The organism is Desulfosporomusa polytropa (genome assembly GCF_055380075.1).
Map to the genome: position 1 here is coordinate 5,300,937 of NZ_AP042400.1, position 16,564 is coordinate 5,317,500.

Sequence of the window (16,564 nt, forward strand, 5' to 3'; positions counted from 1 at the left end):
GATGTAAAAAAAGTTGAGGTAGAGGAGGCCCAGCATGGAAACAATCAGTAAATCTGCTAAGAAAAAAGATCATGAAGCGAAAGTAAGCGGCCAGGCTCTTTATGTGGATGATCATGTAATGGACAATATGCTTTATGGTAGATTATTGCACTCCGCAAAGGCCAAAGCACGTATCACTGATATTATTCTGCCAGCATTGCCGGAGGGCTATTTGGTTGTTGACAAGAATGATGTACCTGGTGTAAACCGCGTGGCAATTATCGTTCATGACACTCCGGTTTATGCTGAGGATACTGTTGAGTATATTGGTGAGCCGATTTTGATGGTTGTCGGTCCGGATTTTAAAGAAGTCGAGAGAATTTTGCATGAGGTTGTTGTAGTATATGAAGAACAAGTTCCAGTTCTTGATATGCGTAAATCAGATACTGCTTTTTTCAAGTACAATTATGCCAAAGGCGATATTGATACGGCGTTGGCAGAAGCAGATCGTATTTTCATTGAGACATTCCAGACTGGTTATCAGGAACAGGCTTATCTTGAAACACAAGGGCTGATTGCAGAGCCGCATGATGGACGAATGACGGTACGTGGTTCGATGCAGTGCCCCTATTATGTGCATGCTGCAGTTGCCCAAGCATTAGGCTGCGAGGGAAAGGCTGTTCAAGTTATCCAGGATGTCACTGGGGGAGGCTTTGGCGGCAAGGAAGCATTTCCTTCCATGCTTGCGTGTCAAACCGCAGTAGCGGCAAAAAAGGCAAACAAGCCGGTTAAGGTCATATTTGACCGGCGCGAAGATATGGAGTTTACTTCAAAACGCCATCCATCCATTTGCACCTATAAGGTAGCGATTAAAAATGGTGAAATTACAGGTATGGATATTGAAGTGTTATTCAATAGCGGTGCCTATACTACTCTTTCTGCCGTTGTTTTGCAGCGGGGCTTGATTTGCGCAAATGGTGTGTATCGTGTGGATAATCTGAGGGTTGCCGGGCGGGCAGTTAAGACAAATACAGTGCCTTGCGGAGCCTATCGCGGTTTTGGCGCACCGCAGACTTTCTTTGCAGTAGAGATGGCCATGGCTCATATTGCCAAAGAACTGGGCATGGATTCTCTGGAACTTAAAGAAAAATATATTGTTAAACAGGGGGATGTTACGTCTACCAGCGGTAAGTATCATTTCCATGTACCTTTGCCTGAAATGATTCAGCGGATTGATGAGCTTACCGATTATCGCACCAAGCGCAAGCTGTACCAGAATCAGACAGGACGATACCGGAAAGGTATTGGCATGTCGTTGTTCTACCATGGCTGTGGGTTTACGGGCAGTGGCGAGCGTGACATCATTAAGGCTGTTGCCAAGATTAGAAAAAATGCAGATGATACGGTAGAGGTTCTCACAAGCAATGCAGATATAGGTCAAGGTCTCAAAACTACGTTTTGTAAAATTGTTGCAGATACCCTGGGTATTTCGTATGATCAGGTATTCATTGATAACCCGAATACCGACCGTGTGCCAGATTCAGGCCCGACTGTAGCCAGCCGTTCCTTAATGACAGTTGGTGGATTGCTGCAGCGAGCGGCAGAGAAGCTTAAGAAAGAATGGCGACCTGGCGAAGAACAAGTTATCGAAGAGCATTTTGTCGAGCCTGATTTTGTAATTCCGTTTAATCTTGAAGAATTTAGGGGAGACGCCTATCCGACCTATTCCTGGTCTGTTAATGCGATTGAAGTAGAAGTAGATACACTTACTGCTACTACCGAGATTTTGGGAGCATGGGGAATCTTCGATGTTGGTGTTCCTGTTGATATGAATATTATATTAGGTCAAATGCAGGGCGGTTTCCTTCAAGGGATTGGTTATGCCTCGATGGAGCAGATGGACTATAACGATAAAGGCAGGATTCGCAATAACAGCTTTAGTGACTATATTATTCCGACAGCGGTAGATGTGCCCAATCTGGTGACTGAAATCCTGAACAATCCATATACCCATGGTCCCTATGGAGCAAAGGGGGCTGGTGAACTTCCGCTTGTTGGTGCGGCTCCAGCTTATCTAGACGCGATGGAAAATGCGCTTGGTGCTCCATTGAATAAGGTGCCATTCACACAAGAAGATGCCATGAGCATTTTACAGGAGGCGAATAAGCGATGATAGAATTTATTCTTAACGGTCACTCGGTTACATCTCTTGCCAAAGAAAATGCGCGGTTGCTTGATGTGCTACGAGCTGAATTTAGCCTTACTGGTGTAAAGTGCGGTTGTAAAGAAGGGGAATGTGGTGCCTGTTCGGTTATTCTTGATGGCAGATTGGTTAACTCGTGCATGGTAGCCATGGGCCACATTGCAGGCAGTACGATTATGACTATTGAAGGTTATCGTGAAACAGAGCGCTTTGCCGCTCTGGATAAGGCGTATGCTGCTGTCAGTGCGGTGCAGTGTGGTTTTTGTATTCCAGGCATGATTCTTGCTTCTGAATGTATTCTAGCCAAGAATCCCAACCCTACCGAAGCAGCGATTCGCGAAGGTATATCAGGTAATCTTTGCAGATGTACCGGGTATAATGCCATCGTCCAAGCGATTCAGAGTGCCGCAAAGGAGGGGCAAGGTTTATGGTAAATAGTTATCAGGCAGCATCGTTGAAAGAAGCCTTGGAGATTCGTGCAATAAAGACGGTTATCCCTTATGGTGGGGGTACTGATTTGATGCTTGAACCAGATGAAAATGCAAACTATTTATTCCTGGCTAAAGTACCTGAGATGAAAAATATAGTGGAAGATAGCGAGTATATCCGTATTGGGGCCGCGTGCACGTTTACTGATATTATGGAAAGTGAACTGGCGCCTGCTATTTTAAAGAAGGCGGTATCGCAGATTGCGGCACCGGCCATCCGCAACCTGGGCACTGTTGGTGGCAATATCTGTAACGGTTCACCTAAGGCGGACAGCGCACTGATTTTTTTCGCGACAGACGCTAAACTGCGTCTTGTTAGCAGCCGGGGCGAACGGGTGATTCCTATTACGGAGTTCTATCTGGGTAGAAAGAAAACGTCCCTGCAGGCAGATGAACTGCTTGTAGAAATTCTAATGAAGCGAACCGGTCTTAGTAATTACTATTATAAGAAGGTGGGTGCAAGAAATGCTTTAGCAATTTCTCGAGTATCCTTTGCGGCCATCTTTGACGTTAAACAAGGGAAGATTGCAAGCTGTATGACGGCATTCGGTGCAGTCAGCGACGTTATCATTAGGCGAGCAGATATTGATGCTATGTTTATCGGTAAGACGATTGATGAAGCAAAGAACGTCAAGGAAGAGTATCTTACTGCCTATGCGCAGGCTATTGTTCCTATCAGAGGTAGAATTTCGGCAGAATACCGCAAGGCTGTTTGTATGAATTTACTGCGTGACTTTCTTGCAAGCAATGGAATTTGATTTATTTTCTAGGTAATAAAAAAACACCCTGCGGGTAAAGTGAAAATTACGAACCAACACTTTACCGCAGGGTGTTTATATATGTTGTATAGTAGTGGGCTATTCTAAAATAGTTGTTTTACGGTCTGCACGCCACCAAAGCACGCCGATTGTTGTGTTAATCAGTTCAGTACAATAATCCTCAACAGCCCGATTGGTCATAAACTCGGTAATTTTAGCTGTTGTTTCTGGGCCTTCCAGTCCAAACAGTGAAAAATAGCTGGTGTAGTACTCAATCATGTACGCCAGGGTTTCCCGGTAGCGCTCGCGGTAACTGTAAAACTTGAGGTTCGGGAGGAAACGTTCATTATAGAGGATATTAAACGGATACTGAATGTCAAAGGCCATATGCTCAGGGGGTTCTCCCATGAGATGTTCCCACAGAAGAGAGCGAACCTTGATATGGTAAGTGCCGGCAAAGCCGATAAGGCAACAGACGCCGGTTGACACATCATTCATTTTCATTAAGCTGTCATAATCATTGATGGCAGTCGTATTGGCCGCAAACACGACATCATAGGCAGGTTCAGATGGGAAATCGAGCCAATCTGCCTGCTGCGGCTCAATCCGGCATGTAAGCCCTTCATGTATGGCCTCGGATTTCAACATCGCCAGCATTTGGTCGGCTGTGTCCAAGCCGGTAACTTGTCTGACCTTGGAAGCCAGGGGCAATGTATAGGTACCGGCACCGCAGCCTATATCCAGTACGGTGCTGAAGGGGCTGATCACCTTGTCGGCCACAAGACCTTCAACAATGGTATTATAAATAGAACGGCTCTGGCGGTTGCGCAGTGCATGTTCTTCGGCGAATGAATTCCAGAATTGTTGCCAGCCCTGTTTATTGCTATAACTGGGAGCATAATTAGAGGTATCTCGTACCTCCTGCCAGGCAGCTGTCCAAAACTTAGTATTACACATATATTTTCACCTTCCTGAAATGCAATTAATAAAAAAGGCATGAACATCCAAGGTAGCATTTCCTCAGGTTTCATACCGGAATTTCGAATCTTCATGATTCAGAATAGCTACTTTAACTATAAATTGTTTCGACATAATTGTCAATTATAGTTATTGTTCAGATGAAAAGGAAAAGACATAGAACTTGACAAGTATTTTCACAAAGGTATATACTGAATATGGAAAATAAAATATTTGAGGTAGGTGCCCAACTGGGCTTAATAGGGAAGACCGGTTAAAAGCCGGCGCGGTCCCGCCACTGTAACGGGGAGCAAGCTTAAGATACGCCACTGGGATGTATTTCCTGGGAAGGTTTAAGCAAGCAATGATCCGGAGTCAGGAGAACTGCCTGTCTGACAATCACCGTTTGTTACCCACGAGGTTTGGGGAGGGGATTACAGTAGGCGTTTTGTCGACTAGCTGATTCACTCCTGGTTTTTGACACCAGGAGTTTTTTATTAGCATTAGCTTACTGTTTGTTTATTACTCCCGACTTTACGTGGTCGGGAGTTTTGCTATGTGTATCCATTTTTTCTCAATAAGCAGGATAAATAACACGGTTGCACTGCTTTGGCGGCAATGATGCTGCACAGTATCTGCTGAAGAGACAACCTACAGGAGATGAAGCTATGACAATGGTAAACCTAGCTAAGCGGTCATTCCTTCGACTGAGTATGCTTGTGGTTTTAGGACTGCTGCTAGTATTCACAGGTGGTTGTGCCGAAAAAAATAATAGTAGTTCGCCTCCAGGCGAAAGTGCAGCCAGTTCTGGGGGTTACGAAGTAGTAGATAGTACTGGCTATGTATTGAAACTTCCGCAAAAACCCCAGAAGATTGTGTCGCTTTCTATTAGCACTGATGAGATTCTTATGGCTCTGGTAGTCAAAGAGCGTATTGCGGCCTTGACGCAGTTGTCTGGTAACAGTGGCGTATCGAATATTGTTGAACAAGGCCAAGCGATTCCTAAAAAAATACAGGCCAATGCCGAAAGCGTTATTGCGCTTCAGCCAGACCTTGTAATTATTCCAGACTGGCTGCCGCCAGCGCTAAGCCAAACACTCAGGGAGGTAGGCATTCCGGTCTATGTCTATAAAACCGCAACCACCATTGCCGAAGTCAAACAATCGATTACAACAATGGCTCATGTTGTTGGCGAAGAACAAGCCGGTGAACGGTTGGTAGCCGAGATGGAAATTCAACTGGCACAAGTTAAGGAGAAAGTACGGCAAGTTCCTGCAGGCAGTCAGCCGGTAGTTATCCGGTTTTCCTTGATGGGTGACGGCGGTGGACAAGGCAGTACTTTTGAAGATATTTGTCGTCAGGCCGGGGTATTAGAAGGTGCGGCGTTGGCTGGACTGCATAGTGATGAAGTATTGTCCAAAGAACAAATTGTCAGTGTTAATCCAGATGTAATATTGCTGCCTGTCTGGGATTATAGTGGCAAAACAGATACGAAGAAGTTCGCAGAGGATGTACAGAATGATCCGGCATTGCAGTCGGTAAAAGCTGTTCGCAATAAAAAAATGATTGCTGTGCCTGACAGACACTTAACTTCTACTTCGCAGTACATTGTGTATGGCGTACAGGACGTAGCTCGGGCTGCTTATCCGCAGTATTTTTAGGTCAGAAAAAATGAAGTGTACGAGGAGCAGTAGCATGAAACTTTGTACCTTATCTACTGGCGATATTGTTTACCAGTATTATAAAAGTATTGTCATTCCATTTGAGCAACCACGCAAGGTAATCAGCACAGCAATTGTTAATGGGGGTTACCGGGAGGATTTGACAGCTGTGTTTAATAATGACTGTAATCCTGGGGCTGGGATGGCCTGCACCCTGCGTGCGCTCACCTACCAGGAACATATCAAGCTTATTACCGAAGAAATCGGCCTGGACCCGGTGACAACGGTTGGGATGGAGACCGCGGCCTCTATGCAGAATGTTGCTATCCATACGGCATGCTATGAAACCCTGACAGTAACCGCCATTGTTACCGGCGGTATTGAGGTCAATGGTGGGCGGGTCGGTGATCCAGCAGACTACTTTCAGCCTATTGATAAAAGTAGTGTGGAAAAACCTGGAACTATCAATATTATTCTGGTCATTGATGCTGATTTGCCGCCAGGCATTATAAGCAGAGCGCTGGTTACCTGTACGGAAGCCAAGACGGCGGCCTTGCAAGAACTCATGGCAGGCAGCAATTACTCGACCGGTTTGGCTACCGGTTCAGGTACAGATCAGACAATTGTCATTGCTAATCCTACCTCGTCGCTGTACTTTGAGAGCGCGGGCAAACACTCGAAGCTGGGAGAATTGATTGGCCGGACAGTAGTGTCTGCTGTTAAAGAAGCTTTGTATAAGCAGACTGGATTGTCACCAGAGCAGCAACACAGCATGTTGCGCCGGTTCAAACGATATGGGTTAGCAGAAGAAGAGCTATGGCAGGTTTATTATGAAGATAATACGGAAAAAGCTGTGATTAAACCTAAATTTTTAGATGAACTATACCAGATAGACAGTGATGCTTGCTTAGTGACCTATGGGGCTTTGTATGTACATCTCCTGGATGAACTGCAGTGGGAATTATTATCTGGTAGTGAGGTGTGTCAGGTAGCCAATCAATTGCTTATGACAGTTGCCACTAAATTTGGGGTGACAGCACCTGTGATCGCCGATACGAGTGCTGCAGCTTGTCTGCAAACCTGGCAGATATTGCTGCTGAGCATTATTACAAGTAATTTACATAAAACGGAGGAACAAAGATGAGCATTATAGCAGAGTTTTTTGGCATATTTCATAAAGGTGGCCCGGTTATGTATTTGATTATGGCCTGTTCCTTACTGGTTGTAGCCATTGGTGTTGAACGGTTCTTATATTATAAAAAGATGAATACCAACATGCGTGAGTTTAGCGAGCAGCTTACACCATTGCTAGAACAGGCTGATTGGGAAGCAGCTTATGCATTATGCCGACAGACTCAGGGAATTGCAGCTAGTGTTGCTGCCAAGGGTATTGGCTACATTCAACAGGGCTGTGCCAATGTGGAAAGTGTGCTTGAGGGTGAGGCTGCGTTAGCTGTTGCTGGTTTGCGTACCAATCTAAGTCATTTGGACACCATTGTAACCATTGCGCCACTCTTGGGTCTCCTGGGTACAGTTATTGGCATGATTGGTTCTTTCAGTGTCATGAATATTAAAGCTGGCCAGCCACAGGCCATTACTGGCGGTGTCGGGGAAGCGCTTATTGCTACTGCCTCTGGCTTATGTGTAGCTACTTTAGCGATGATTGTGTATAGTTATTTCAACCATCGCCTAGACCAATTGATCACCCAGGTTGAACAAGCTTGCCTGTTAGTGTTGGGGCATATCAAACAGGAGAAACATCATGAAATTGCGTAATTTGCGGTCTGAGCGCCAGCCTAAACTGATGATTATCCCCATGATTGATATTATTTTTTTCCTATTGGTATTTTTCATTATGAGTACTCTCTATATGGTTGATCAGCAGACCATACCTGTTAATTTACCGCAGGCTGCCTCGTCCCAAAGCGACAAACCGCACAGTGTGGCGATTGCTGTTACCAAAGAGGGACGGGTTTTATTTGAACAGGAAGATATACCACTGGAATTGTTGAAAAAACGGGTGCAACTGGAAATGAGCAAGCAAAGCGACCTGGTTTTTATCCTGCGCTCTGATAAAGCGGCTGAATATGGCAAAGTGGTAGCTGTTCTCGATGAATTGAAACTAGCGGGGGCCCAGCGGGTATCTATTGCGACCGAAAGGAAGGATAAGTAATGGATTGGGTGGCAGGTTCGCGTTGGCGCAAAGCTATGGTTCTTTCTTTGCTTTTGCATAGTATTGTGTTAACTGGTGTCGGGTACTTGGCCGGTAAGGCTGTCCTGCCTGTTCCCATGCCGGAGACGCTGATTGAGCTGGAGTTAGCCAGTGATCCGACAAGCCCTTCTTTGGCGGCTATACCGGCACCGGCGGCGGTAGCACCATCAAGTCAGGAGATGGTGCCACAACAGCAACAAACCAACCCTGTAGCGGAACAGATGACGCAAGCGGCGGTAGTAGATGTTAGTAGTGCTATGGCGGTTGTCGCTGTTGATAGTAGCACGATTGCGTCGACAGGCACAACAGCATCTCCAGCAGGAACACCCGCAACTGGTGCTGGCAATCCTGCTGGCGGTGTTACGGGAAGTAGTTCAGGTTCAGTGGAAAGCGCCGGCGCAGCGAGGGAAATCATTCCTCCCGGAATCCTCTCACGCCGGGAACCAAATTATCCGGAGAAAGCACGTCAGGCAGGTATTGAAGGCACTGTAGTGCTTAGTATTGAAATCTTAGAAAATGGCCGCGCCGGCGAGGTGAGTATCTATCAATCCAGTGGTTCAGAACTTCTGGATGATGCTGCCGCAGCTGCGGTGCAGCGCTGGCGTTTTGTTCCAGCCAAAGTGCGGGGGTCAGGTCAAAGTATTGCCTGTCAAACTACCATGCCTGTGGTATTTAAGCTGAACGTATAGAATAGGAGTGAACAATAGTGAAAAGGAAGAAATCCACAAGTACAAAAAAGACTTGGTTATGTGCGATGGTGACAAGTACATTGCTATTCCAGATACCCGGTATTTCATTGGCAGAAGAGGCGGCTAAGCAAGAACAGTTTTCATTTGATGAAATGGTGGTAACGGCGAACAGGGTGCTGACGCCAGTATCGAAAACCGCTGCGAATGTCACGGTTGTTACCAAAGAACAAATTGAAAAAGGGGCTTTCGCCAACTTGGGGGATGTACTCAGAGACGTTAATGGAGTTATTGTCACTACCAAAGGTTTTGCTGGTGCCAATCAGATAATTCGTCTAAACGGCGATGACCGTGTGCTGGTTATGATTGACGGACGCAGGATTAGTCAGCCCCAGGGCGTTATTGGTAGTCGGGCCGGTATTGATCTAAATTCAATTATTTCGCTGGATAATATTGAACGTATTGAAATTGTTAAGGGCGGCGCTTCCGCATTATATGGCTCCGACGCTGTCGGCGGAGTGGTTAATATTATTACTCGCAAAGGAACAGAGGCTAAAACCACAATGGACGTTTCTGTCGGTTCCTGGGGTAACCGCAATTATGGGTTTAGTACGCAGGGCAGTGAAAATGGATTTAGCTGGTATGTTACCGCCAATAAAAAGGAACAGGATTATACGAAATACAACGTGTTGAATCCAGCCTTAACACCAGGCAGCAGTAAAGGTGACAGCTATCGGTGGCCGAATAGCAAATATGAGGGACAAGGCTTCACCATGCGGTTAGATAAAACAATTGATGATAATCGTTCGGTTACGTTTAACTTTGAACATTGGGATGATGAGGGCGGACAACCGTATTCAGTATCATCAGCGTTTGCACTCTCTAGCGTTAAATCGGCAAAGTTATCAAACAACTGGGCGCTAACCTATGATTTCAATAAACAAAAAAACGTGCCGGGTTTTGCCCGCATTTATACTAATTATATGAATCAAGACTTTAGCGGTATCTATAAAAGCAGAACACAAGGCTTTGCCTTCCAAACAGGCTGGCAATTAGGTGACAAACATAAACTGATTACCGGTCTTGACTGGGAAAAGGGTGAAGTCCTGGAAAATACATATCACGATGAATATTATGATATTGTAAACTACGAAAATAAATCGGTTACGAATACGGCAATTTACTTGCAAGATATTTTTACTGTCACAGACAAATGGACGATGACACCAGGCGTGCGCTATGACCATCATAGCAAATTTGGAGGGCAAACAACTCCTAAAGTGAATGTAAATTATAGTGCCGATTCATCTACCGATATTTATTTCTCATACAATAAAGTATTTAAGGCACCTACACTGGATGACTTGTATTATAATATAGATTATTATGGAATGACATGGAAAGGGAATCCTAATCTTAAACCAGAAAAAGGGCATGTACTTAGTGTTGGGGTGAATAAAAAACTTAATGATAATACATCAATAAAAGCCAACTACTTTACCAGCAAGCTTACAGATGCCATTGATTGGGACTATGATGATAACAATGCGTGGGCGCGCAATATTGCCAAACAAAAGAAACGTGGTTTTGAGCTTGATATTCATCATAAGCTTTCTGACCATTATTACACTGAAGTTGGCTATTCCTACGTGCATACAGAAAACAATCAAGATAATGCGGGCTATCTAGTGGAAGACAAAAACAGTCAACCAAACGGGTATCGTGTGAAGGTAGGTTATACTGATACGCAGTGGGATGTGAATCTCAACGGTCTGAGCGCAACTGGGCTAAGCACTAATCGATTTATTGACAGCAGTTACTGGGTCTGGAATTTGGCGGCCAATTACAAGATGTCGCCAGCTGCCAGTGTCTACTTAAATGTTTTTAATTTAGGAGACAAGGCATATGAACTCACTTCTAGCGAAACCGGAAGTAGCCGGGGTAACTATCCTATGGCATCTCGCAACTTCCAGCTGGGTGTCAAGTATTCTTTCTAATTAGTGAAAAGGACAAGATGATATGAGCGGCAGGGTTAAAAATAAAACTATATTTTTTGGCGGGATGGGTGTGTTGCTGCTTGTAGTGATCATATGCTCGCTGGCTTGGGGGCAGATAATTGTACCTATCAATACCACACTGGCAGTTATTGCTCAACAATTACACCTTCCCGGCATTCAAGGGGCAGGTGTTACCCAGGAACAAATATCTGTTATCTGGCATATTCGTATGCCACGCACACTGGTAGGGATCCTGGTGGGTGCGGCACTTGCGGTATCAGGAGCGGTTATGCAAGGGGTATTTGGCAACTCGCTGGCCGATCCGGGAATTATTGGTGTGTCAAGCGGTGCGGCATTGGGCGCTGTTATTGCCATTGCTTTAGGTGTGACAGCTAACGGGATTTTTTACATGCCTTTCTTTGCGTTAGCGGGTGCGCTGCTGGCAGTCGGAGTGACAGTTGCGTTAGCTATGCGTGATGGCAAAATCCCGGTGATGGTGCTTCTCTTGTCTGGGGTTGCTGTAAGTTTGCTAATGGGTGCTTTGACCTCTGGGATATTGACCTTTATGAACGAGTATCGGCTGCGGGAGTTCTTATTCTGGACGGTGGGTGGCCTGGATTACCGTCGCTGGGAACATGTATATCTGGCTGCAGGCCCAGTCATTATCGGTATTATGATTTTGTTTTTATTGGCCAGACACCTCAATATTTTAGTTTTGGGCGATCAAGAAGCCCGTTCAGTCGGAGTTCCGGTGGCCTTCTTGCGACTAGTGCTGTTGTTTGTTTCAGCCGTGACAACCGCCATTGCCGTATGTGCTAGTGGTACAATTGGTTTTGTTGGCTTAGTTGTGCCGCACATTATGCGTCTATTGCTTGGCCCAGAGCATCGGACGCTCTTACCTGCCTGTGCTTTGGCCGGAGCGATATTCCTGGTGGCTTGTGATACCTTGGGACGGCTGTTAATACCACCATCTGAGGTTCGGGTTGGTATTATGACAGCGTTAGTGGGGGCGCCCTACTTTTTGTATCTGTTGCGTAAAGCACAGAAAGGGGGCGGCTTATCATGAAGATAGTCAGTCAACCTGTTTTAGCTGCCATTAACGTGGGCGTTACTATTGGTGAAAAAGTTATTTTGCGGGATATTTCTTTCGCGGCTAATCCAGGTGAGTTTATCGGTATTATTGGACCCAATGGTGCAGGCAAAAGCACGCTGCTCAGAGGCTTGCGTGGTATGGGCGCCATTGCCTCCGGGGATGTCCAGGTATTTGGCCAGTCCATTCGTACTATGGGAGACAAACAACTGGCTCGGGCTGTGGCGTATATGCAGCAGGACGTAAATGTTGGCTTTGGTTTTAATGCGCTAGAAGTGGTGTTGGCTGGACGCTACCCATATCTGAAATGGTGGCAGAATGAGCAGAGTGAGGATTATGCGATTGCCCGAAAATACATGGCTTTCACCGGTGTTGAAGCATTGGCTGAGAAATCTGTGCAGCAGGTTTCAGGCGGAGAACGTCAGCGTATTCTTCTGGCAAAGGTATTGGCGCAGGAAACACCGCTCATCTTCCTGGATGAACCGACAGCCAGTTTGGATTTGGTGTACCAAGAGGAAATTTTCCGGCATTGTCAGGTCATGTGCCAAGCAGGCAAGACGGTGCTTATTATTGCTCATGATATCAAACTCGCGGCTAAGTTTTGTACGCGCTTGCTTTTATTAACTGGCGGCACCATACTTGCTGACGGAAGTCCGGAAGAAGTTATTACTGCACAGAATTTGGAAAAGGCCTATGGTTTACATTCAGATGTTTTTATTAATAAAGTAACAGGCAATCTGGATATTCACACCTATGAGGCGGCTGGGACTACTACACGGCAGCCGTCAGTCCACGTGATTGGCGGTGGGGGTACTGCTGGAAATATTTTGCGGCTCTTGCACGAAAGATCCTATAATGTAAGCGGCGGTGTTTTTCAGCAAGGCGATACCGATGCTGAGGCAGCTTTAGCTTTTGGTATACAGGCGATAGTCGGCCAGCCTTTTTGCATTATTGATCAAGGCCAGGCGAGCGAAAACAGAGGAAAAATCCGTGCTGCCGATTGTACAGTATTAAGTAATCTCTATTACGGACAACAAAATCTGGATAATCTTGAGGCGGCCTTTGTTGCAAAAAAACTTATTATTATTGAAGATACAGCTATTGAGGAACGTGATTTTACCGGTGGTGCAGCAGCCAAGCGGTACCATGATTTGCTTGCGTTGCCGCAGGTAACTGTGCTGAGCTCAGTACAGTTTGCCGAGAAGGTAGTAACAGGGGGATTTCTTTAACACATTGCATATATTGCGCAGTAAGAAGTTTGCAGGCGCAGGCAGTAATAAGAAAACTATAGTAAAGAAAGGAAGGATACTATGGCAGAAACCAAGGGCTTGATTATCGTAAATACGGGAAATGGCAAGGGGAAAACTACTGCTGCATTGGGTATGGGGTTGCGTGCGTGGGGTCAGGGACTTAAGGTATTGGTTTTGCAATTTATCAAGGGGAATTGGAAATATGGTGAATTACAGGCTGCTGAAAGAATGGGAGCTGACTTTGTAATTCGCCAGCTGGGTGAAGGCTTTGTGCGAGATACCACAGAAGCGGACCGAGCTGATCATCAAGAGGCTGCCGAAAAAGCACTCCAGGACGCGAGGACGGAAATTGTGTCGGGAAACTGGGACATGATTATTCTTGACGAGATTAACTATGCGATTAAATTTGGACTGGTTTCTTGGGAAGCCGTAGTCGAACTGTTGGCAATAAAACCGCCATTACTGCATCTTGTGCTTACCGGGCGCGACGCACGCCAGGAGATCATTGATAAAGCGGATTTGGTAACTGAAATGAAGGAAATTAAACATCCTTATAAAAAAGGGATAAAGGCGCAAAAAGGAATAGAATTCTGAAAAATGTGACCTAAAGATAATTGAGTATATAATAGCTAAAGAGATACAAAATAGCTGGGTGAGGATAAGCATTATGTTGCAGCTTGTAAATATGTCAAACTATAGTTGTGATAATGAACTTGTGGAAAATGACCCTGCGCGGTTGCAGAATTTTTTGGAACGCCATAACCTTGATGGCTTAGAAATGATGTTTTGCGGGCCTTGGGACGCGCAGCTTCATAGACCAGAATGGATGCATGGGTGCCATTTGCGTTTCTGGCCTTGGTGGCTGGATTTTTGGCGCGGTGATCAGGAGGCATTACTCCGACAGTTTGGTAGTCAAGCAAGCATCAATGAGTGCTATGGGGGACCAACCCGCGAAGCTTGGCTTGACATTTATCGAGATAATATTCGGACTGCCAAGCAGGCTGGCGTAAAATATCTGGTATTACACGTTAGTCATGCTCGAATACCTGAATTATTCAGTTGGAAGTTTAGTGCTACAAACAGAGAAGTAATAGAAGCCATGCTTGAGGTAGTCAATGCGCTAGCCAAGGAAATTCCTCAGGATATGGCTTTGCTATTTGAAAACCTGTGGTGGCCTGGCATGACACTTATTGATAAGGGTGTGACTGCCAGACTGCTTGATAACGTCACCCATCGGAATGTCGGGATAATGCTGGATACCGGCCATCTAATGAATACTAACAGGGACTTACAGACTGAGGCTGAGGGCGTGCAGTATATTCTAAAGACACTAGAAAACCTGGGAAGTTATAAGCAATATGTTAGAGGCATTCATCTGCACAAGTCGCTGTCAGGAAGATACCTGCACCGTAGTCAAACCTCAAAACTGTGTAAGGAAGAATACACGATGGAAGAGGTTATGAACCATGTACTGAAAATTGATGAACATCTGCCGTTCGCTACCTCAGTCGCGCAAAAAATAGTCGACTATGTGCAGCCTGAATTCCTGGTGCATGAGTTTATGCAAAAATCGATGACTGACTGGGAACAAAAAATAAGCCGGCAGCGACAGGCGCTTAGCTACCCTCAAATTCCACTTGCAACCCCACCAGTACAAGTAAAAACCAGAAGTCTTGACAGCTTGGGAACAGGTTAATATTACTAGCTTGACAGGGTGAGCCCTTTAGGATATTATATAAAAGTCGCTTGTAACGAGCGAGTCAGAATGAAATAATAAGCGATTCATTCAAACGACAAAAATTACCAACAAAAGATATATTGACACGGTGAAAACCTATGTGTTACTATATAAAAGTCGTCAGCGAACGACAACACGTTCCCTGAAAACTGAACAATGTAAGTAATGCATCATAAAAGCCAGATGTGCGGTTATATGTCGCTTGCGACATACAACACAAAAACAATTTCTTACTATGATTTATAGAGCCAACAAATGGCTTCAATAATAAAACTTTATTGGAGAGTTTGATCCTGGCTCAGGACGAACGCTGGCGGCGTGCCTAACACATGCAAGTCGAACGGAGTATCCAGCAATGGATGCTTAGTGGCGAACGGGTGAGTAACGCGTAGACAACCTGCCTCTAAATTGGGGACAACACCGCGAAAGTGGTGCTAATACCGAATGTGGTATCTTGGTCGCATGACTAGGATAAGAAAGGTGGCCTCTATTTATAAGCTACCGATTAGAGATGGGTCTGCGTCTGATTAGCTAGTTGGTGAGGTAATGGCTCACCAAGGCAACGATCAGTAGCCGGTCTGAGAGGATGAACGGCCACACTGGGACTGAGACACGGCCCAGACTCCTACGGGAGGCAGCAGTGGGGAATCTTCCGCAATGGACGAAAGTCTGACGGAGCAACGCCGCGTGAGTGAAGAAGGTCTTCGGATTGTAAAGCTCTGTCGTTTGGGACGAACGTGGGATGTGTGAATAATGCATTCTAATGACGGTACCAAAGGAGGAAGCCACGGCTAACTACGTGCCAGCAGCCGCGGTAATACGTAGGTGGCAAGCGTTGTCCGGAATTATTGGGCGTAAAGGGCGTGTAGGTGGATTTTTAAGTCGTGTGTCTAAGTGCGGGGCTCAACCCCGTATAGGCGCAGGAAACTGGGAATCTTGAGTGCAGGAGAGGAAAGTGGAATTCCCAGTGTAGCGGTGAAATGCGTAGATATTGGGAGGAACACCAGTGGCGAAGGCGACTTTCTGGACTGTGTCTGACACTGAGGCGCGAAAGCTAGGGGAGCGAACGGGATTAGATACCCCGGTAGTCCTAGCCGTAAACGATGGGTACTAGGTGTAGAGGGTATCGACCCCTTCTGTGCCGCAAGCTAACGCAATAAGTACCCCGCCTGGGGAGTACGGCCGCAAGGTTGAAACTCAAAGGAATTGACGGGGGCCCGCACAAGCGGTGGAGTATGTGGTTTAATTCGACGCAACGCGAAGAACCTTACCAGGGCTTGACATTGAGTGAAAGACTAAGAGATTAGTTCCTATCTTCGGATACACGAAAACAGGTGGTGCATGGCTGTCGTCAGCTCGTGTCGTGAGATGTTGGGTTAAGTCCCGCAACGAGCGCAACCCTTATCCTTTGTTGCCAGCACGTAAAGGTGGGAACTCAAGGGAGACTGCCGTCGACAAGACGGAGGAAGGCGGGGATGACGTCAAGTCATCATGCCCCTTATGTCCTGGGCTACACACGTACTACAATGGGCTTAAACAAAGCGA

The 16,564-nt window shown here is 45.9% G+C and carries 13 protein-coding genes, 1 rRNA gene, 1 pseudogene and 1 riboswitch (1 of these 16 running past the window's edge); of the genes and pseudogenes, 14 read left to right on the forward strand and 1 reads right to left on the reverse strand.

The window, feature by feature from the left end; genetic code table 11:
* Positions 1–34 precede the first annotated feature (34 nt).
* The 3 genes from ACZ449_RS26635 to ACZ449_RS26645 are packed head-to-tail and all read left to right on the forward strand — an operon-like array spanning position 35 to position 3,428.
* Positions 35–2,152 carry a xanthine dehydrogenase family protein molybdopterin-binding subunit gene (locus tag ACZ449_RS26635; protein ID WP_464259031.1) on the forward strand — a complete coding sequence of 706 codons (2,118 nt, stop codon included), beginning with the start codon at positions 35–37 and terminating at the stop codon, positions 2,150–2,152.
* Positions 2,149–2,616, forward strand: coding sequence for a (2Fe-2S)-binding protein (locus ACZ449_RS26640; protein ID WP_464259032.1), 468 nt, complete (start codon positions 2,149–2,151; stop codon positions 2,614–2,616). The genes ACZ449_RS26635 and ACZ449_RS26640 overlap by 4 nt, the downstream gene beginning before the upstream one ends.
* Complete coding sequence (locus ACZ449_RS26645) at positions 2,610–3,428, forward strand: FAD binding domain-containing protein (protein ID WP_464259033.1); 819 nt, start codon at positions 2,610–2,612, stop codon at positions 3,426–3,428. Before ACZ449_RS26640 ends, ACZ449_RS26645 begins: the two co-directional genes overlap by 7 nt.
* A 99-nt stretch (positions 3,429–3,527) precedes the next feature.
* Here ACZ449_RS26645 and ACZ449_RS26650 read toward each other — a convergent pair whose 3' ends face one another.
* Positions 3,528–4,385 (reverse strand): SAM-dependent methyltransferase, encoded by an 858-nt coding sequence (locus tag ACZ449_RS26650; RefSeq protein WP_464259034.1) that lies wholly within the window; start codon positions 4,383–4,385, stop codon positions 3,528–3,530.
* Positions 4,386–4,609: 224 nt separating this feature from the next.
* A riboswitch (cobalamin riboswitch) is annotated at positions 4,610–4,791 on the forward strand.
* A 262-nt stretch (positions 4,792–5,053) separates the two neighbouring features.
* Here ACZ449_RS26650 and ACZ449_RS26655 point away from each other — a divergent pair.
* The 11 genes and pseudogenes from ACZ449_RS26655 to ACZ449_RS26705 form a co-directional block, all read left to right on the forward strand.
* On the forward strand, positions 5,054–6,046 hold the full coding sequence (locus ACZ449_RS26655; protein WP_464259035.1) for an ABC transporter substrate-binding protein: 993 nt from the start codon (positions 5,054–5,056) through the stop codon (positions 6,044–6,046).
* A gap of 34 nt (positions 6,047–6,080) precedes the next feature.
* Positions 6,081–7,190 carry an adenosylcobinamide amidohydrolase gene (locus ACZ449_RS26660; protein WP_464259036.1) on the forward strand — a complete coding sequence of 370 codons (1,110 nt, stop codon included), beginning with the start codon at positions 6,081–6,083 and terminating at the stop codon, positions 7,188–7,190.
* Positions 7,187–7,822: a MotA/TolQ/ExbB proton channel family protein gene (locus ACZ449_RS26665; RefSeq protein WP_464259037.1), complete on the forward strand. Its 636-nt coding sequence runs from the start codon at positions 7,187–7,189 to the stop codon at positions 7,820–7,822. The genes ACZ449_RS26660 and ACZ449_RS26665 overlap by 4 nt, the downstream gene beginning before the upstream one ends.
* A complete protein-coding gene (locus tag ACZ449_RS26670) occupies positions 7,809–8,219 on the forward strand; it encodes an ExbD/TolR family protein (RefSeq protein WP_464259038.1) in 411 nt (136 codons plus the stop codon). The genes ACZ449_RS26665 and ACZ449_RS26670 overlap by 14 nt, the downstream gene beginning before the upstream one ends.
* Positions 8,219–8,947 (forward strand): energy transducer TonB, encoded by a 729-nt coding sequence (locus ACZ449_RS26675; protein WP_464259039.1) that lies wholly within the window; start codon positions 8,219–8,221, stop codon positions 8,945–8,947. Before ACZ449_RS26670 ends, ACZ449_RS26675 begins: the two co-directional genes overlap by 1 nt.
* A 17-nt stretch (positions 8,948–8,964) precedes the next feature.
* Positions 8,965–10,941 (forward strand): TonB-dependent receptor plug domain-containing protein, encoded by a 1,977-nt coding sequence (locus tag ACZ449_RS26680; RefSeq protein WP_464259040.1) that lies wholly within the window; start codon positions 8,965–8,967, stop codon positions 10,939–10,941.
* A 64-nt stretch (positions 10,942–11,005) separates the two neighbouring features.
* The gene (locus ACZ449_RS26685) at positions 11,006–12,007 is read left to right on the forward strand and encodes a FecCD family ABC transporter permease (RefSeq protein ID WP_464261948.1); all 1,002 of its coding nucleotides are present in this window, start codon (positions 11,006–11,008) and stop codon (positions 12,005–12,007) included.
* Entirely contained in the window at positions 12,004–13,260 is a 1,257-nt protein-coding gene (locus ACZ449_RS26690; protein ID WP_464259041.1) for an ABC transporter ATP-binding protein, read from the forward strand. Before ACZ449_RS26685 ends, ACZ449_RS26690 begins: the two co-directional genes overlap by 4 nt.
* Positions 13,261–13,335: 75 nt before the next feature.
* Positions 13,336–13,875 (forward strand): annotated as a pseudogene (cobO, locus tag ACZ449_RS26695) (cob(I)yrinic acid a,c-diamide adenosyltransferase); the annotation flags it as partial.
* 73 nt (positions 13,876–13,948) lie between these two features.
* On the forward strand, positions 13,949–14,977 hold the full coding sequence (locus ACZ449_RS26700) for a sugar phosphate isomerase/epimerase family protein (protein ID WP_464259042.1): 1,029 nt from the start codon (positions 13,949–13,951) through the stop codon (positions 14,975–14,977).
* A gap of 317 nt (positions 14,978–15,294) precedes the next feature.
* Positions 15,295–16,564: ribosomal RNA gene (locus tag ACZ449_RS26705) — 16S ribosomal RNA — on the forward strand (it continues 288 nt past the right edge of the window).